The organism is Nocardioides pinisoli (assembly GCF_024199985.1).
Lineage (GTDB): Bacteria > Actinomycetota > Actinomycetes > Propionibacteriales > Nocardioidaceae > Nocardioides > Nocardioides pinisoli.
In genome coordinates this window covers 76169-94432 of the sequence record NZ_JANARS010000001.1, presented here as the reverse complement: position 1 = coordinate 94432, position 18264 = coordinate 76169, and the positions used below count along the sequence as shown (strand labels likewise).

Annotated in this window: 14 protein-coding genes; 7 read left to right on the top strand and 7 right to left on the bottom strand. The window is 72.5% G+C overall.

The window, feature by feature from the left end; translation table 11 throughout:
- Window positions 1–327 precede the first annotated feature (327 nt).
- Complete coding sequence (locus NCI01_RS00455) at window positions 328–1785, bottom strand: HNH endonuclease signature motif containing protein (protein WP_254179502.1); 1458 nt, start codon at window positions 1783–1785, stop codon at window positions 328–330.
- A 223-nt stretch (window positions 1786–2008) separates the two neighbouring features.
- Between NCI01_RS00455 and NCI01_RS00450 the strand changes: the two genes are divergently transcribed.
- From NCI01_RS00450 to NCI01_RS00425, 6 genes are all read left to right on the top strand, one after another.
- Entirely contained in the window at window positions 2009–3421 is a 1413-nt protein-coding gene (locus NCI01_RS00450; protein WP_254179501.1) for an MFS transporter, read from the top strand.
- 9 nt (window positions 3422–3430) lie between these two features.
- Window positions 3431–4654: a M15 family metallopeptidase gene (locus NCI01_RS00445; protein WP_254179500.1), complete on the top strand. Its 1224-nt coding sequence runs from the start codon at window positions 3431–3433 to the stop codon at window positions 4652–4654.
- Between the two features lie 130 nt (window positions 4655–4784).
- A complete protein-coding gene (locus tag NCI01_RS00440) occupies window positions 4785–5762 on the top strand; it encodes an NADPH:quinone oxidoreductase family protein (protein WP_254179499.1) in 978 nt (325 codons plus the stop codon).
- 47 nt (window positions 5763–5809) lie between these two features.
- The gene (locus tag NCI01_RS00435) at window positions 5810–7753 is read left to right on the top strand and encodes a M13 family metallopeptidase (RefSeq protein ID WP_308213171.1); all 1944 of its coding nucleotides are present in this window, start codon (window positions 5810–5812) and stop codon (window positions 7751–7753) included.
- 71 nt (window positions 7754–7824) lie between these two features.
- Entirely contained in the window at window positions 7825–8283 is a 459-nt protein-coding gene (locus tag NCI01_RS00430; RefSeq protein ID WP_254179498.1) for a universal stress protein, read from the top strand.
- 50 nt (window positions 8284–8333) lie between these two features.
- Complete coding sequence (locus NCI01_RS00425) at window positions 8334–9134, top strand: 2-phosphosulfolactate phosphatase (RefSeq protein WP_254179497.1); 801 nt, start codon at window positions 8334–8336, stop codon at window positions 9132–9134.
- Window positions 9135–9209: 75 nt separating this feature from the next.
- On the opposite strand, the gene NCI01_RS00420 is transcribed toward NCI01_RS00425, so the two are convergent.
- The 4 genes from NCI01_RS00420 to NCI01_RS00405 all read right to left on the bottom strand — a co-directional run bounded on the left by NCI01_RS00420 (window position 9210) and on the right by NCI01_RS00405 (window position 12903).
- Entirely contained in the window at window positions 9210–10016 is an 807-nt protein-coding gene (locus tag NCI01_RS00420; protein ID WP_254179496.1) for an ABC-2 transporter permease, read from the bottom strand.
- The gene (locus NCI01_RS00415; RefSeq protein WP_254179495.1) at window positions 10013–10939 is read right to left on the bottom strand and encodes an ABC transporter ATP-binding protein; all 927 of its coding nucleotides are present in this window, start codon (window positions 10937–10939) and stop codon (window positions 10013–10015) included. The genes NCI01_RS00420 and NCI01_RS00415 overlap by 4 nt, the downstream gene beginning before the upstream one ends.
- A 144-nt stretch (window positions 10940–11083) precedes the next feature.
- Window positions 11084–11734, bottom strand: a complete 651-nt coding sequence (locus NCI01_RS00410; protein ID WP_254179494.1) for a response regulator — start codon at window positions 11732–11734, stop codon at window positions 11084–11086.
- Window positions 11731–12903, bottom strand: coding sequence for a sensor histidine kinase (locus tag NCI01_RS00405; protein WP_254179493.1), 1173 nt, complete (start codon window positions 12901–12903; stop codon window positions 11731–11733). Before NCI01_RS00405 ends, NCI01_RS00410 begins: the two co-directional genes overlap by 4 nt.
- Before the next feature lie 115 nt (window positions 12904–13018).
- Between NCI01_RS00405 and NCI01_RS00400 the strand changes: the two genes are divergently transcribed.
- Window positions 13019–15160, top strand: a complete 2142-nt coding sequence (locus NCI01_RS00400) for a RecQ family ATP-dependent DNA helicase (RefSeq protein ID WP_254179492.1) — start codon at window positions 13019–13021, stop codon at window positions 15158–15160.
- A gap of 178 nt (window positions 15161–15338) precedes the next feature.
- Here the strand turns inward: NCI01_RS00400 and NCI01_RS00395 are convergent, their stop codons facing one another.
- Window positions 15339–16913, bottom strand: a complete 1575-nt coding sequence (locus tag NCI01_RS00395; RefSeq protein WP_308213170.1) for a DHA2 family efflux MFS transporter permease subunit — start codon at window positions 16911–16913, stop codon at window positions 15339–15341.
- Window positions 16914–16981: 68 nt separating this feature from the next.
- Window positions 16982–18172 (bottom strand): dipeptidase, encoded by a 1191-nt coding sequence (locus NCI01_RS00390; protein ID WP_254179491.1) that lies wholly within the window; start codon window positions 18170–18172, stop codon window positions 16982–16984.
- Window positions 18173–18264: the final 92 nt, after the last annotated feature.

The following is an 18264-nucleotide window of genomic DNA, read 5'->3' as shown; positions in this document are numbered from 1 at the left end:
GCGCCGCTTGCGCGCTGCGGGCTGGTCGGTCCGAGGTCAGGGGCCACCCCTCGATCAAGGGCGGGTCCGTCGGCGAGCGAGGGTCTTCCCAGAGACCCGCCCGTGCCGCCAACCCGGTCGCGAACCGGTGGGAGCCGCGCCCGGGACGAGGGGCCTTCACTGCGCGGGGGGATGTCGGGCCCTCTGTCCCTCGACGGCGGGGCGGAGCGCTGCCAGCTCGGTCGGCCGGCGTGCCAACGCCGACTGATCGAGGGCGCCTCGTCGCGGGCGCTGCTTGAACGTGCCTGTGGCCCCGCCATCTGGTGGGTGGCGGGGTGCGGGGCTTGGTCATGGTCGGCGGGGTCGTGGAATGCCGGGTGGATCCGGCGGATCGGCCGACCTCGTGAGCGGTGGGTCGATGTGTTCGGTGCCGGTGTGGTCGCGGCGGTAGCGGTGCCCGTGGGGGCTGGTCCACTCGAAGGCCCCTGGCGCGACCATCTCGTAGCGCCATGCCGAGTGTGTCTTCAGCCGGTGGTGGGTGCGGCACAGGCAGGCGAGGTTGTCGGTCTGTGTCGGCCCTGGCTGCTCGCGTCCTTCTGCGGCGGCGTCGGGGTCGTGGGGGATGACGTGGTCGATGTCGGCTCGCCGCGCGGGTCGCGTGCACCAGGGGAAGACGCAGGTGCGGTCGCGGAGGATGACCTGCTCGCGCAGCTTGTCCGGCACCGCGTACGCGGGTGTCGAGAGGTCGGCGTTGAGGTCGATGACGGGCTTGATGGTGACCTTGGTGCGGGTGTCGGCGCACCACGCCTTGATCTGGTCGAGCAGCACCAGCCGCGGGCCCTCCTCCAGGCGTCCGGTGGGACCGAACACGGTCGACAGGTCGTCGAGGTTGGCGTCGAAGTGGGCGTGCAGGACGACCTCCCGCGCCGCCGGCAGCTGGTCGTCATTCGACTGGGTGGCCGTTGTCCTGGCCGGGGCGGAGCCTTGGGTGTGGAGGTCGAGGGCGGTCTGGGTGCGGGCCAGGTCCCCAAGGGCCTTGGCCCGGCGGACGTTGAGGGACTCGGTGGAGCCGAGTGCCTTCAACGTCGCCGCACCGTGGACGAGCGCCCGGTCGAGGTCCAAGGCATCGGCGATGTCGAGCTCGGCCTCCATCCGCATCGTGCCGGCGAAGTGGACCTCCTGGGTGTCGATGGTGACGTGACGGGGGTCGACGTGGAGCCAGCCGTCCTCCGGATCCGCCGTCGGGTCAGCCTCGGCGAGGTCGAACCGCGTGATCGCCTCGGCGACGAGCCGGTCGAGCTGCGCGGGGCCGACCCTCCCCGCCACCGCGGCCACCTGCGCGTCCACGAACGCCGCCGCCTCCCGGGTCAGCGCGGGTGTGGAGTGGATGGTGGTCTCGGCCACCAGCCGGGCCCGCCACGCCGGCACCCGGCCGGCGTGCACCTGGGCCCACAGCCGCGGCAGGCGGTGGCGCAGCTCCAGGGCATGCCCGATGAGCCTCTTGGCCGCCGTCGTCGAGGTCCCGAGGACGCCGCCGAGCTCGGCCACGCAGAACTCCGCCACCAGCGGGCACCCCTCACCCGCGATGGGCTCCTCGTGCTCACGACCGCCGGCAGCCATCGAGAACACGGCCGCGTCGTGGATCGATTCCGGCGGGTGCAGGTCGGCCCAGTGAGCGGCGAGGACGAGCTGGCGGGCGGCCTCGGCCTGCTCGATGTCGCGGGAGGCCTTGATCGTCGCGAGCAGGTCAGAGGCGGTGAGGTCCTGCGCCTCACCTGCTTCGGGCCCTGCCAGCGCTTCGATCATGTGTTCGATTCTATGCTCGGCCACTGACAACGACCCGCCGACGGCAGACGCGGCTGTGGACGGTTGCTCGCTGGGGTTTGGCGGCTGGTTCCCAGACGGGACTTCGTCCCTCCTCGAACCGAGGCGCGTCAGGTCGCGTGACGGGGCTTCGTCCCTCCTCGACGAGCGGGTGCAGGGCGATCGAAGGGGAGCCCCCGTCACCGCCGGGCCCTAGGGTGTGCGGGTGACCGGAGTCGCGAGCGGAGTCGCCTGGGGTACGCCGACGGCGCGCGGCGTCGTGGCCGCCGCCACCCTGGGGTCGGGGCTGACGCTGCTCGACGGCACGGTGGTCAACGTGGCGCTGCGGTCGATGGGCGCCGACCTGGACGCATCGCTGGCGCAGCTGCAGTGGATCACCAACGGCTACTTCCTCTCCCTGGCCTCGCTCATCCTGCTGGGCGGCGCGCTCGGCGACCGGCTCGGCCGACGGCGGGTCTTCGTCATCGGCACGGTGTGGTTCGCGATCGCCTCGCTGCTGTGCGGCCTCGCGCCGACCGCCGAGGTGCTCATCGTGGCGCGGGTGCTGCAGGGCATCGGCGGCGCGCTGCTCACGCCGGGCAGCCTGGCGATGATCCAGGGGGCCTTCCGCGCCGAGGACCGCAGCCGGGCCATCGGCGCCTGGTCGGGCCTGGGCGGCATCGCCGCGGCGCTCGGCCCCCTCGTCGGCGGGCTCCTGATCGACCACGCCTCGTGGCGCTGGATCTTCCTCATCAACCTGCCGCTCGCGGTGCTCACGGTGTGGCTCGCCCAGACGTGGGTGCCCGAGACGCGCGACCCGCGCGCGCACGGACGTTTCGACGTCACCGGGGCCGCCCTCGCGTCGCTGGCGCTGGCCGGGACGACGTGGGCCCTGACCGACGCCGGCGGGCCGACGACGGTGTGGGCGGCCGCCGTGGGCGTGCTCGCGGCCGTCGCGTTCATCTCCGTCGAGCGCCACACCCGCGCCCCGATGGTGCCGCTGGGGCTGTTCGGTGACCGCACGTTCAGCGCCGCCAACGCGATGACCCTGCTCGTCTACGCCGCGCTCGGCGCCATCTTGTTCTTCCTCGTGCTGCAGCTGCAGACCGTCGGCGGCTACACCGCCCTCGAGGCCGGCCTGGCCACCTTGCCGATCACCGTCTGCATGCTCCTGCTCGCCTCGCGCGGCGGCGCCCTCGGTGAGCGGATCGGACCGCGGATCCCGATGACGTTCGGCCCGCTGGTGATGGCGGTCGGCACGCTGGGGCTGCTGGCCGTCGGGCCGGACGTGACCTGGTGGCGCGACGTGCTCCCCGGCCTCACCGTCTTCGGCCTCGGCCTCGCGCTCATGGTCGCCCCGCTGACCGCGACCGTCCTGGCCGCCGCACCCGACGAGGAGGCCGGCATCGCCAGCGGCATCAACAACGCCGTGGCGCGCGCCGGCTCCCTGCTCGCGGTCGCCGCGCTGCCCACGGCGGTCGGCCTCGCCGGTGACGACTACCGCGACCCGGCGGTGTTCGACGCGGCCTACGGCACCGCGATGATCGCCTGCGCCGCGCTGCTCGTCCTCGGCGGAGTGGTGTCGTGGCTGACCATCCCTGCGCGGACGCTCTCCCGCGTCCAGCCACCGACTGCCTAGGGTCGGGACGTGCACGTACGACGGGGGGCCGGGGTGGCTGCCGCCGCTGCCCTGACGCTGCTGCTCGCCGCCTGCAGCGAGACCGGTGCGGAGCCGGAGCCCGACCCGGCACCGCCGTCGTCCAGCGCGGAGCCGACCAAGAAGCCGTCCGAGGAGCCCTCGACCGTCCCGGTCGCCGACCCCGACCACGCGGTCGACCCTCCCGGCGAGCGCGACGGGCGGCTGTGGAGCGCCGACATCCTCGTGCAGTGGGACAAGACGATCGACGACGAGCTGCTCGAGAGGATCGAACGGCTGCCGGGGGTGGCCCACACCGAGCGCATCGGCCTGGGCCAGGTCAGCCTCGAGAACCGGGTGCTCACCGTCGCGTCGGTCGACCCCGCTCGCTACCGCAACTTCACCCAGGCGCAGGTCGCCGACTTCCAGGAGGCGTGGGACCGCGTCGCCGGCGGCGAGCTGGCCATCGACCGCCGGGTCGCGCGACGCCTGGTCGACGAGGAGGGCATGATCCGCCTCGGCGTCGAGGACGACGCGCCGACCCTCCACGTCGGCGCCTACACCCCGCAGGTCCCGACCATCGACATGCTGGTCAACACCGCCTGGGCCGAGGACATCGAGATGGCCACCGACAACGGGCTGCTGATCTCGACCGACCGCAAGACGCCGGCCAGCATCCGCAAGCCCCTCGAGCGCATGGTCGGCAAGGACGCGTCGGTGCAGATGCTCGACGTCGCCTCCCGCCTCGGGCTCGACCCCGACGCCAAGCTCACCGCCGTCCCCACCGGCGGCACGCTGGGCAGCGTCGTCGGCACCTTCCGCTACCGCGTGATCGGCGGCGGCCGGATCGCCCCCGACCCGGCGTGGGTCGCGGCCAACATCCGCACCGAGGCGGTGCCGATCCTCGGCAGCGTCACCTGCCACAAGGACCTCTTCCCGCAGCTGCGCGCGGCCCTGCTCGAGGTGCAGCAGCGCGGCCTGGCCGACGCGATCGACCCGGACCAGTACGCCGGGTGCTACTACCCCCGCTTCATCGCCAACACGACCACGCTGTCCAACCACTCCTTCGGGCTGGCCCTCGACCTCAACACTGCCGGCAACCAGCGCGGCACCGTCGGCGAGATCGACCGCGACGTGGTGGCGATCTTCAAGACCTGGGGCTTCGCCTGGGGCGGCGACTGGCGCTGGACCGACCCCATGCACTTCGAGCTCGCCGAGGTGAAGCGGGCCGGCTGAATGCCGGGCTTCGCACCCAGGTCTCATGCTTCGCACCCGGGATCTGTACCTGTAAGTAGGGCGGTCACCGGATATCCGGTGACCGCCCAGCGAGCGCCACCCGCTGCCCCCGGATCGCTAGGGTCGCGGCATGAAGGCAGTCCAGGTCGTCACGCTCACCGGTCCCGCCGACGTCGAGGTCCGCGAGGTCGACCCGCCGACACCGGGTCCCCACGACGTCCTGGTCGAGGTGCACAGCGTCGGCGTCTCCTTCCCCGACCTGCTGCTGAGCCGCGGGGAGTACCAGTTCAAGCCCGAGCCGCCGTTCACCCTCGGCGTCGACTTCGCCGGCGTCGTCCTCGACCCGGGGTCGCCCGAGTCCAGCGGGTTCGCCGTCGGCCAGCGCGTGGCCGGGGTCAACCTCAGCGGTGGGGCGGCGGAGCAGGTCGCCAACCCGGCGATCTTCACGTTCGCGCTGCCCGACGCGATGTCGTACGACGAGGGCGCGGCGCTGCCGATGAACTACCTCACCGCCCTGTTCGCGCTCGAGGAGCGCGGAGGGCTGCGCGAGGGCGAGACGGTCCTCGTCCACGGCGCCGCCGGCGGGGTCGGCACCGCCACGCTCCAGGTCGCCAAGGGCCTCGGTGCCCGGACCATCGCGGTGGTGAGCACCGAGGAGAAGGCGGCCTTCGCGCGGGCGGCCGGTGCCGACGAGGTCGTGGTCGGGCCCGACTTCAAGGACGCGGTGAAGGACCTCACCGGCGGCCGCGGGGTGGACGTCGTGCTCGACGTCGTCGGCGGCGACGCGTTCACCGACTCGCTGCGCTGCCTCGCCGAGCTCGGCCGGATCCTGGTCGTCGGCTTCGCCGCCGGCCAGGGCATCCCCCAGGTCAAGGTCAACCGGCTCCTGCTGGGCAACACCGACGTCCGCGGTGTGGGCTGGGGGGCGTACGCGATGACCCGGCCCGGCTACATGCAGCAGCAGTGGCACCGGCTCGTCCCGATGATCGAGTCGGGCGTCGTGAAGCCGCCCGTCGGCGCGACCTACGACCTGACCGGGTTCGGGCAGGCGCTGGTCGACATGGACGAGCGCCGCACCCTTGGCAAGTCGGTCGTCCGGGTCCGCTGAGCCGGACCGGCCCCGCGCGCTGGGCCCACGGCGTTAAGGTCGAGCGCGTGACGATCCTCGACGCCGCGCGCGACGGCATGAACCCCGACATCCGCCCGCAGGACGACCTCTTCGGCCACGTCAACGGCCGGTGGCTCGACGAGACGGAGATCCCGTCCGACAAGTCGAGCTGGGGCGCCTTCATCGCGCTCGCCGACGCCGCCGAGCAGCAGGTGCGCGACATCATCACCGAGCTCGCCGACCGGCCGGCCGACGAGCTGGACGAGGACGAGCGCAAGATCGGCGAGCTCTACGCCTCCTTCATGGACACCGAGACCATCGCCGCGAAGGGGCTGGCCCCGGTCCAGGGCCTGCTCGACAGCGCCCACCGCGTCGCCGACCTGACCGAGCTCGCGGCGTTCCTCGGCGCGTTCGAGCGCATCGGCGGCCCCGGCCTGTTCGGGTCCTACATCACCCCCGACCGCGGTGACGCCTCCAAGAACATCGTCTACCTCGCCCAGGGCGGGCTGGGCCTGCCCGACGAGTCCTACTACCGCGAGGACAAGTTCGCCGAGATCCGCGACAAGTACCTCGCCTACCTGACGACGCTGCTCACGCTCAGCGAGCACGAGGACCCCGAGGGCGCGGCGGCGCGCGTGCTGGCCTACGAGACCCGCCTGGCCCAGGGGCACTGGGAGGCGGCCGAGACCCGCGACGTCCAGAAGACGACCAACCACAAGAGCCTCGAGGAGCTGCGTGAGCTCTGCCCGGCCTTCGACTGGGTCACCTACGTCACCGGCCTCGGCGGCACCGAGGAGACGCTGCGGCGCTCGATCGTGATGCAGCCCGACTTCTTCTCGCACCTCTCCACGGTGCTCGAGGAGACGCCGATCGAGACCTGGCACGACATCCTGCACGTCCGCATCGTGCGGAGCTCGGCGCCCTACCTCCCCGACGCCTTCGTCGAGGCCAACTTCGACTTCTACGGCCGCACCCTCAACGGCACGCCGGAGCTGCGCGCCCGCTGGAAGCGCGGCGTCGACTTCGTCGAGGGCGCCATCGGCGAGGCCGTCGGCAAGGTCTACGTCGAGCGGCACTTCCCGCCCACGTCCAAGCAGATGATGGACGAGCTGGTCGCCAACCTGGTCACCGCCTATCGCCGCTCCATCGAGGCCCTCGACTGGATGGGCGAGGACACCAAGCAGAAGGCGTTCGACAAGCTCGACCGCTTCTACCCCAAGATCGGCTACCCGACGGAGTTCCGCGACTACTCCTCGCTCACCGTCTCCGCCGACGACCTGATGGGCAACGTCGCGTCGGCGTCGGCGTTCGAGACCGACCGCCAGCTCGCCAAGGTCGGCCAGCCGGTGGACCGCGACGAGTGGCTGATGCTGCCGCAGACGGTCAACGCCTACTACCACCCGGGCACCAACGAGATCTGCTTCCCGGCCGCGATCCTGCAGCCGCCCTTCTTCAGCCCCGACGCGACCGACGCCGAGAACTACGGCGGCATCGGTGCGGTCATCGGCCACGAGATCGGGCACGGCTTCGACGACCAGGGCGCCCAGTACGACGGCGACGGCAACTTGCAGGACTGGTGGACCGCCGACGACAAGACCGCCTTCGAGGCCAAGTCGCAAGCGCTCATCGCCCAGTACGACGCCTTCGAGCCGCGCAACCTGCCGGGCGAGCACGTCAACGGCAGCCTCACGGTCGGTGAGAACATCGGCGACCTCGGCGGTCTCACCATCGCCCACAAGGCCTACGTCATCAGCCAGGGCGGCGAGGCCTCGGTCGAGGACCGGCGCACGCTGTTCCTCAACTGGAGCCACGTGTGGCGCACCAAGCGGCGCAAGGAGCAGGAGCTCCAGTACCTCACGATCGACCCGCACAGCCCCGCCGAGTTCCGCGCCAACATCGTGCGCAACCTCGACGAGTTCCACGAGGTCTTCGAGACGCAGCCGGGCGACGGCCTGTGGCTCGAGCCCGAGGGTCGGGTCCGCATCTGGTGACCGCGGCCGCACGGCGAGGTAGGGACGTTCGGCCCCTCCGGCGAGCGGCCTCCTCTTCCTAGACTGCAGCCATGGTCAGGAGAGAAGCCGACATCACGGGTGGGATCGTCGTCGGGCACGACGGCTCCCGCGCGTCGGGGGCCGTCGTACGCCGCGCCGCCGACCTCGCGCAGCGGCTGGGGGTCGCGCTCCACGTCGTCCGGGTGTGGAACCTCGCGACCGCGCCGCGGCCCGACTCGATGGTCGGCGGCTACGTCCCGCCCTTCGCGGAGTTCGAGGCGGCCGTGGTGGCCGACCTCAAGGCCGACTGCACGGCGGCCGGGCTCTCCGACGACCTCGACCTCCACCTCTACGCCCTGCGCGGCCAGACCACCGAGTGCCTCATCGCGGCAGCGGCCGACGCCGAGATGCTCGTCGTCGGCACACGGGGAGCGGGCGGGTTCAAGGGCCTGCGCTTCGGCTCGACGGCGACCCAGGTCGTCCGCCACTCCGCCGTGCCGGTGCTGGTGGTGCCCAACACCCCGGACTGAGCGACCGCCGTTTTGCACGACCGCCCGGCCGGGGTTGTTGAATGTCTCGCGTGACGCTGCCGGGACACGACCAGTCGACCTACCGGCTCCGCATGGAGTGGGGCCCCACGGGTGCCGAGGCGGTGCCCGCCGACTACGCGGTCGTGGTCGACGTGCTGTCCTTCACCACGACCCTCAGCGTCGCCCTCGAGCGCGGGATCGAGGTCTTCCCGTTCCGCTGGAAGGACTCCCGCGCCGCCGAGCACGCGATGCGCCACGGCGCGACCCTCGCCGTCGGCCGGTTCGAGGCGCTCTCGCGCGGCGACGCCCGCCACGTCTCGCTGTCGCCCGCGAGCCTCGCGGAGGTGGAGGGCGTCCAACGGCTCGTCCTGCCCTCGCCCAACGGCTCGACCATCGCCTTCGCGCTCGCCGAGTCCGGCGCCCAGGTCGTCGGTGCCTGCCTGCGCAACGCCGGCGCGGTCGCCCGGTGGCTCGGTCCCCGCGTCGCCGACGGCGCCAGCGTGGTCGTCGTACCCGCGGGGGAGCGGTGGTACGACGACACGCTCCGCCCGGCCGTCGAGGACCTCTGGGGCGCCGGGGCCGTCCTCGCCGCGCTCGACGCCGAGGCGGAGGCAGCGGCCAGCCCCGAGGCCCGGATGGCGATCGCCGCCTGGAACGCCGCCGTGCTGCCCCACGACCTGCTCCATTGCGCGAGCGGGCGCGAGCTCGCGGAGGCCGGCTTCGCGGCCGACGTGGACATCGCCGCCCGGTACGACGTCAGCGAGGTCGTGCCGGTCCTCGTCGGGGAGTCCTTCCGCGACGCCACCTCCCTCCCGCCCGCCGGCGCCCGGCTCCGCCGCGTGGGCGACTGACCCCCGACCCGTGGCAGCACCGGACGGCGACCCGCCGTGCTGGGCACGACGGGCCACCGTCCGGTGGTCGGGTGACTACTTCACCTCGGAGCGGAGGACCGCCCGCAGGCCGAGGACCGCCGGCAGGACCAGCCACAGGCCTGCGGTGACGGCGACCTGGGCCCACTGCTCGCCGCTCGCCGGCGGCCCCTCGAAGAGGAACGACCGGGCGAGCTCGGCGTCGACCCAGGGACGGACGTCGACGAAGTCGGGCTGGTTGGCCGCCAGGATGCCGAAGACCGTCGGGAGCACCAGCGCCAGCACGAAGTAGGTGACCAGGGCCCCCGGTGAGCTCCGGATGACCATGCCCAGCATGGTGCCGGTCAGCAGGCACAGCAGGCTGCCGATGACGATGGTGCCGAACTGGGCGGCCGAGAGGTCCCACACCAGGTCGGTCCCGGTGATGGCAGTGCCCACCACGTTGCCGACGACGCCCACGACGAGGGCCACGAGCATCGACGCGATGCCCACGACCACCGACGCGACGGTCTTCGCCAGCAGCACCCGCCGGCGGTCGGGGACGAGGGTGAAGGTGGTGAGGCCGGTGCGCTGGCTCCACTCGCCGGTGATCGCGAGGATGGCGATGATCGGGAGCACGATCGTCATCGGGAAGCCGATCGCCGCAGCGAACGTGTTGTGGGTGAGCTGCTCGTCGGGTGCGAACAGGATCGTCCCGATCGTGGCGACGACGCCGAGGATCACCAGGCTTGCGATGAGCCAGAACCCGGAACGGGTGTTGAACATCTTGCGCAGCTCGACGCGGACGATGCGTGCCAGCGGGATGCCCGGCTGGTCGTGCTGCTGGTGGACAGGGTGGATCGTGGGTGGGGCCATGGTGCTCATGCCGCTTTCCTCTCTCGGCGGTTCTTCCTGGACGGGGTGGGCTCTCGTTGCGTGTCGGCGGTCAGCTCGAGGAACATGTCCTCGAGGCCGCCGTCAGCGGTGCGGAGCTCGGTGAGCGCGACGCCCGCCCTGAAGGCGACGTGGCCGACGTGGGCCGGCTCCGCGCTCGTGGTGACGGTGCCCTCGTCCGTGACGTCCGTGTCGACGCCGGACGCGTGCAGGGCCCGGCGCAGGGCCGCGGTGTCGTCTGCGCGGGCGACGGTCCCGAGGGATCGGACGAGGTCGGCCTTGGTGCCCTCGCACACGACCCGGCCGTGACCGATCATCACGATGTCGTCGGCGATCACCTCGACCTCACGCAGCAGGTGCGAGGACAGCAGTACCGTCCCGCCCCGATCGGCGAAGTCGCGCAGCAGGTCGCGCATCCAGCGGATGCCCGCGGGGTCGAGCCCGTTGGCCGGCTCGTCGAGCATCAGCACGCCGGGGTCGCCGATGAGTGCGCTCGCGATACCGAGCCGCTGACGCATGCCGAGGGAGTAGTTGCCGACGCGGCGGTCGGCCTCGGCGGGAGTCAGGCTGACGAGGTCGAGCATCTCCTCGACCCGGCGGCCGGGCAGGCCCAGCATCTGCTGGACGATCGTGAGGATCTCGCGCCCGGTCCGTCCGGCGTGCTGGGCAGACGCGTCCAGCATCACCCCGATCTCGCGCCCTGGGTTGGCCAGCGCGGCGTACGGGCGGCCGGTGACCGTCGAGGAGCCCGACGTGGGCTTCGTCAGGCCGACGACCATGCGCATCGTGGTGGACTTGCCGGCGCCGTTGGGGCCCAGGAAGCCGGTGACCCGGCCGGGCCGGGCGACGAAGCTGACGCCGTCCACGACGGTGGTGCGGCCGTACTTCTTGGTGAGTGAGTCGATGGTGATCATGGGGTTCCTCCGTGATCTCGGGACGTCTTTCGGGGACGCTTCGACGCTAGGTACGACGGCTCTGCCGCGCGTCGTCGCGAGGTCGTGACGCCCGTACGCCGCTCAGCACAGGCGGGGTCCTCCGGAGGTAGGAGGCCTCGGCGCTCACGCCTCGTCGAAGAGGCCCGTCTGGTAGGCGAGGACGATCGCCTGCGCGCGGTCGCGGAGGTCCAGCTTCTGCAGCAGTCGGGTGACGTGGGTCTTGACGGTCGTGTCGCTGATGAACAGCTCCGCGCCGATCTCCGCGTTGGAGAGCCCCCGGGTGATCAGCCGGAACACCTCCAGCTCGCGCGGGGTCAGGTCGCCGACCGCCGCGGGCGGGGACTGGCGTCGTACGGTCGCGAAGCGCTGGATGACGCGGCGGGTCACGGTGGGCGACAGCAGGGCCTCGCCCGCGGCGACCGTGCGCACCGCCGCGAGGAGCTGCTCGGGCGGCTCGTCCTTCAGGACGAAGCCGCTCGCGCCCGCGCGCAGCGCCTCGAAGACGTAGTCGTCGAGGTCGAACGTGGTCAGGATCAGGACGCGGGCCTCGGTGTCGGTGGCCAGGATGCGCCGGGTGGCCTCGAGGCCGTCCATCTCAGGCATGCGGATGTCCATCAGGATGACGTCGGGCCGGAAGCGCGCCGCCTGCGCGACGGCGTCGCGGCCGGTGCTGGCCTCGGCCACCACCTCGATGTCCGGCTCGTCGGCCAGGAGCAGGCGGAAGCCCGCCCGCACCATGCTCTGGTCGTCGACGACGAGGACGCGGATGGTCACGAGCCACCTCCCAGCGGCAGGCGCGCCCGCACCAGGAAGCCGCCGCCGGGTGCGGGGCCGGCGTCGAGGTCGCCGTCGAAGAGCTTGACCCGCTCACGGATGCCGACCAGCCCGTGGCCGCCGCTCGCGCCGACCGTCGGGCGTGCTCCGTTGCCGCCGTGGTCGTGCACCTGCAGGCAGAGCTCCGTGGGGGCGTAGGCCACCACCACCTCGGCACGGTCGGCGCCGGAGTGCCGCAGGCTGTTGGTCAGCGCCTCCTGGACGATGCGGTAGGCGGAGAGGTCCAGGCCGCGGGGGAGGGAGACCGGCTCGCCGCGCACCTCGACCCGGACGTCGAGCCCCGCCGCCCGCACGTCGCGGACGAGCCGGTCGAGGTCGTCGAGGCCCGGGGTCGGCGCCAGCTCGGGCGCCTCCTCGTCGTCGCGCATGGCGGCCAGCAGCCGCCTCATCTCGGTGAGCGCGGTGCGACCGGCCTCCTCGACGTTGCGCAGCGCCTCGCGGTCGGCGGCAGCCTCCTCCGGCATCCGGTGCCGGACCGCGCCCACCTGCAGCACGATCACGCTCACGGCGTGGGCGACGACGTCGTGCAGCTCGCGTGCGATGCGACCGCGCTCCTCGGCCACGGCCACCCGGGTCGCGGCCTCTCGCTCCAGCTCGGCGATCCGCGCCCGCTCCTCGGCTGCCTCGGTGCGCTCGGTGCGCTCCCGCAGGGACCACCCGACCAGCCAGCCGAGGGCGAACATCACCGGGACCGAGATCATGTCGTCGGCCGTCGAGCTCGGCCCGTTGCGCACCACCGTCAGCGAGCTCGCCAGCGCGATCACCAGGCCGAGGCGGGAGAGCGACGCGTTGCGGACGGTGCCCAGCAGCACCGCGGCGCCCATCCCGGCGATGAGGATGCCGGCCCCGTTGACGATCAGCTGCGGGTCCACGAAGGAGAGGGCGGCGCACACCAGCCAGGTCGTCGCGGGCGCCGCGAAGGGGAAGCGCCGCCGGGCCAGCAGGACCAGCACCGACGACGTGATCCCGACGAGCCCGAGGACGAACAGCGGCCCGTCCGGGTGCTCGAGATCGTCGCGCAGGAGCGTCCCCACCGCGGTGACCACCGCAGTGGCGACGACCAGGAGGTCGAGACCGTGCCTGGTGAGGAAGGCCCGCGCTCGGCTCACCTCGTCACGGTACGACGACCCGGACCCGGCTGCGTCCACACAAGGTAGGACGTGGCGGCGCCGACCCTGTGGATGCGCCGGTGCGGTCGTCGGTGGCGGTTGGTAGACAGGTCGCATGAACCCCCCGACCGCCGCCGCCGACGACGTACGCCTCTCCGCCCGCGAGGCCGCCGAGCGGCACCTCCGCGCGCTGGTCGGGCGCGACGACGCGCAGCTGCGCGAGGACCAGTGGCACGCGATCGAGGCGCTGGCCGTCGACCGCCGGCGTGCCCTGGTCGTGCAGCGCACCGGGTGGGGCAAGTCGGCCGTCTACTTCGTCGCCACCAAGCTGCTGCGCGAGGCGGGCGCCGGGCCGACCGTCATCGTCAGCCCGCTGCTCGCGCTGATGCGCAACCAGATCGCCGCCGCGGAGCGCGCGGGCATCCGGGCGGTGACGATCAACTCGACCAACATCGACCAGTGGCAGCCGATCCACGACCAGATCCATGCCGGCGAGGTCGACGTGCTGCTCGTCAGCCCGGAGCGGCTCAACAACCCCGGCTTCCGTGACGAGGTGCTGCCGCGGCTGGCGGCGACGTGCGGCCTGCTCGTGGTCGACGAGGCCCACTGCATCTCCGACTGGGGCCACGACTTCCGCCCCGACTACCGCCGCCTCCGCACGCTCCTGGCCGAGCTGCCGACGGGCATCCCGGTCCTGGCGACGACCGCGACGGCCAACGCCCGGGTGACCGACGACGTCGCCGAGCAGCTCGGGGTCCACGCCGACGGGGCCGCGGACGCGCAGGTCCTCGTCCAGCGCGGCACCCTCGACCGCGAGTCGCTCCGGCTCGGCGTGGTCCAGCTGAAGACGCCCGAGCAGCGGCTGGCCTGGCTCGCCGACCACCTCGCCGAGCAGCCCGGGTCGGGCATCGTCTACTGCCTGACCGTCGCGGCCACCCAGGAGGTCGCCGGCTACCTCCGCGCCCGCGGTCTGGAGGTGGCGGCCTACTCCGGCCAGACCGAGGCCGACGAGAGGCACGCGCTCGAGCAGGCCCTCGTCGACGGGCGGGTGAAGGCCCTGATCGCCACCAGCGCCCTCGGCATGGGCTTCGACGCGAGCCTGGGCTTCGTCATCAACCTCGGTGCGCCGTCGTCGCCCGTGGCCTACTACCAGCAGGTCGGCCGCGCCGGCCGCGGCACCGACGACGCCACCGTGGTCCTGCTCCCGCAGATCGAGGACCGCGACATCTGGGCCTACTTCGCCTCGCTCGGCTTCCCCCGCGAGGAGCAGGTGCGCGAGACGCTGGCCGCCCTGGCGGAGTCCGACCGCCCGCTCTCCACCGCGACGCTGGAGACCCGGGTCGAGCTCGGCCGCAACCGGCTCGAGTCGATGCTCAAGGTGCTCGACGTCGACGGCGCCGTGCAGCGCGTCCAGGGCGGCTGGGTCGCGACCGGGCGCCCGTGGGCCTACGACGCCGAGCGCTACGCACGCGTGTCGGAGGCGCGCGAGCGTGAGCAGCAGGCGATGCTCGGCTACCTCAGGACCACCGAGTGCCGGATGCGCTACCTGCGCGAGCAGCTCGACGACCCCGAAGCAGCCGACTGCGGCCGCTGCGACAACTGCGGCGGCATGTCCCTGTCCACGTCGGTCAGCGAGGCGGCGGTCGCCGACGCCGGGCAGCGGCTGTCCCGACCGGGCGTGGTGCTCGAGCCGCGGCGCATGTGGCCGACGGCCCTGGCCAACCTCGGCCTCGACCTCAAGGGCAAGATCGCCGACGGCGCCGAGCCCGGGCGGACGGTCGCCCGGCTCACCGACCTCGGCCACGGCCAGGCGCTGCGCGCGCTGTTCCGCGAGGACACCCCCGACGGACCGGTGCCGCCCGGCCTCGCCCAGGCCGTCATGGACGTGATGAAGGACTGGTCGTCGGAGTGGACGTCGCGGCCCGACGCGATCGTCGTCGTCGAGTCCGCCACCCGCCCCACCCTGGTCCGCGACCTGGCCGACGGCCTGTCCCGGGTCATGCAGGTCCCGGTCGTCGGCACCTGGGCGATCCGCGACCCCTCCGTCCCGCCGCGCGCGGGTCAGTCCAACTCGGCGCAGCGCGTCGCCGCCGTACGCCGTCGCGGCGGGCTCGACGCGCAGGTGCCTGCCGGCGCGACGGTCCTGCTGGTCGACGACCAGGTCGCGAGCGGCTGGACCCTCACCGTCGCCGCGACCGAGCTCCGCGCCGCCGGCGCGAGCGCCGTGCTCCCCCTCGCCCTCGCCACCCAGGGCTGAGCGGCCCACCCCGACCCGCCCCTCCTGGCCGACCCGCCTGCTGCGTCATACGAAGCCGCACCCATACCTCCCGGTTCGTATGACGCACGCGGCGCGGGCCCCGGACAAGCGGAGCGGAGACGACAGCGGCCCGCCCTCCGGCAGGAGGACGGGCCGCGGACGATGTGGGACGCTCGGGTCAGTGACCCATCACCGCGGTCGGGTCGACCGGAGCCAGCTTCTTGCGGGGCAGGAACGCCGCCGGGATCAAGCAGCAGGCGACCAGCACCGTGGCGACGATGAAGACGGTCGCGAACGCGTCGGCCATGTCGTTGGTGACGAGCTGCTCGAGCATCCCGAGCTGGTCGGGCGAGATCCCGAAGCGGTCGAGGACCGCCGCGACCTGCGTCTGGTCGTCACCGGCCTCGGCCAGCGCGGCCCCCGCCGAGACGAAGCGCGAGTCCTTCAGCTCGTTCGTGAGGATCACCGAGAACAGCGCCGTGCCGATCGAGGCCGCCACCTGCTGGGTGATGTTGAGCAGGGTCGAGCCGCGGGCGACGTTGTGGGCGGTCAGCGTCGCGAGCGCCGCCGACATGATCGGCATCATCGTGCCGCCCATGCCGAGACCCATGATGAAGAGCGCGCTGAGGATGTAGGCGTAGGACGTGTCGGCGCCGATCTGGGTGAACATCGCCATGCCGACGGTGATCACGGTGATGCCGACCATGACGATCTTGCCGGGGCCGATCCGGTCGGCCAGGATGCCCGCGATCGGCATCGTGATCATCGCGCCGACACCCTGCGGAGCCAGCAGCCAGCCCGTGAAGAGGGTGCCCTCGCCGCGGACCTGGATGAAGTAGAGCGGGAACAGCAGCGAGGCGCCGAAGAACGCGATCGCGAAGAGCGTCATCGCGATGATCGCGACGGTCATGTTCCTGTTCTTGAACAGGCGGAGCTCGACCAGCGGGTGGATGTTGCGCTTGGCCAGCGCCCACGGGACGAACGCGACGATCAGCGCGAGACCCAGGATCATCGGCACGAGCACGCGCGCGGCCATCGCCGTGCCCTCCTCCGGGATGGAGCTGACGCCGTAGAGGAAGAGGGCGAGACCCGGGGACAGCAGCACCATGCCCAGCCAGTCGAAGGTCTCCGACGGCTCGACGTGGTCCTTCGGGAGCACGATCCACGCGTAGACGATCGCGGCGATGCCGATGGGCAGGTTGATCAGGAAGATCCAGTGCCACGACGCGCTCTCGATCAGCGCGCCGCCGATGATGGGGCCGAAGATCGGGCCGAGCAGCATCGGGATGCCGAGCACGGCCATCACGCGACCGACGCGCTCGGGGCCCGCGGCGCGGGTCAGGATCGTCATGCCGAGCGGCATCAGCATGCCGCCGCCGAGGCCCTGCAGCACGCGGAAGAGGACCAGCATCTCCAGCGACGTCGCGGCCGCGCAGAGCACGGAGCCGATCGTGAAGAGGAGGACAGCGAGCAGGTAGAGGCGCTTGGTGCCGAAGCGGTCGGCGGCCCAGCCGGTCAGCGGGATGACGCTCGCGAGGGCCAGCGTGTAGCCGGTCATCGTCCAGGCGACCTCGGCCGCGGTGGCGTCGAACTCCTCCTGGAAGGTGTTGAGCGCGACGGAGACGACGGTGATGTCGAGGATCGACATGATCGCGCCCAGGACGACCACGCCGGCCACCATCAGGACGCCCTTGTCGAGCTTGTCGGACTGCTCCGGCTGCGTGGCGCCGGGCTGCATCTGGGTGTCGGTCACCGGTGCAGGCTATTCGTTGCCTCGGACAACGAACCAATCATTTTGCCGACTCGGCACGGTGGCCTGCGTCACCCTTGCGGGTGGAGGGGGCGTACGCCGTCCAGATCCTCGATCCGGGCCAGGCCGGGGCCACGCTCGAGCCGGAGGTCCGCGGCCACCGACTCGACCTCCCGCATCACGCGCAGGGTGTTGCGGCACGTGAGCCGCGCGAGGTCGTCGGACGACCAGCCGCGGTCGGCGAGCGCGGCCAGCAGGGCCGGGTAGGTGGAGACGTCCTCGAGCCCGTCGGGGAGGGTCTCGACGCCGTCGTAGTCGCCGCCGAGACCGACGTGATCGATGCCCGCGACCTCGCGCACGTGCTCGACGTGGGCCACCACGTCGGCCAGGGTGGCGGTCGGCTGCGGGTGCTCGCGCGCCCAGGTCTTCTCGAAGGCGCCGAACCGCGGCCCGTCGGCCTCGGGGATGCCCTCCGCGGCCGCCGCGGCCACGAGCTCGCGGTGGGCGTCGGCGCACGCGGTGTTCACGAACTTCGGCACGAAGGTCACCATGCACACCCCGCCGCCGCGGGCCATCGCCTCGAGCACGTCGTCGGGGGCGTTGCGGGGGCTGTCGGTCACCGCCCGGGCCGAGCTGTGGCTGAAGATCACCGGCGCCTCGGTGACCGCGAGCGCGTCGCGCATGGTGTCGGCGGAGACGTGGGAGAGGTCGACCATCATCCCAAGCCGGTTCATCTCCCGCACCACCTCGCGACCGAACGGGGTCAGCCCGCCGGCCACCGGGGTGTCGGTGGCCGAGTCCGCCCAGGGCGTGTTGGCGTTGTGGGTCAGCGTCAGGTAGCGCACCCCGAGCTCGAAGAGCTGCCGCAGCGTGCCGAGTGAGCAGCTGATCGAGTGCCCGCCCTCGGCGCCGGCGAGCGAGGCGATCCGGTCCGACGCCCACGCCTCCTCGACCTCGTCGGCGGTGGTCGCCCACGCGAGCTGGTTGGCGTACCGCTCGGTGAGCATCCGCGCCGCGTCGACCTGCTCAAGCGTGGCGCTGACGGCGTGGTCCCCGGTCAGCCGGGTCGGCACGTAGACCGACCAGAACTGCGCGCCCATCCCGCCCGCGCGCATCCGCGGCAGGTCGGTGTGCGTCGCGGTGCCGCCGGCGCCCACGTCGAGCCGGGAGAAGTCGTACGCCGCCTGCTCGCGCGCCTCCCAGAGCAGGTCGTTGTGGCCGTCGATCACCGGGTGTGCGGCGAGCAGCGCGGAGATGTCCATGACGCACGACCGTAGCCGCCCGGGAACTCCGTGTCGGTCCCAGGCGTTAGCGTCCCTGTCGTCCGCTGCCCAGCCGACGACGGAAGGGAAGT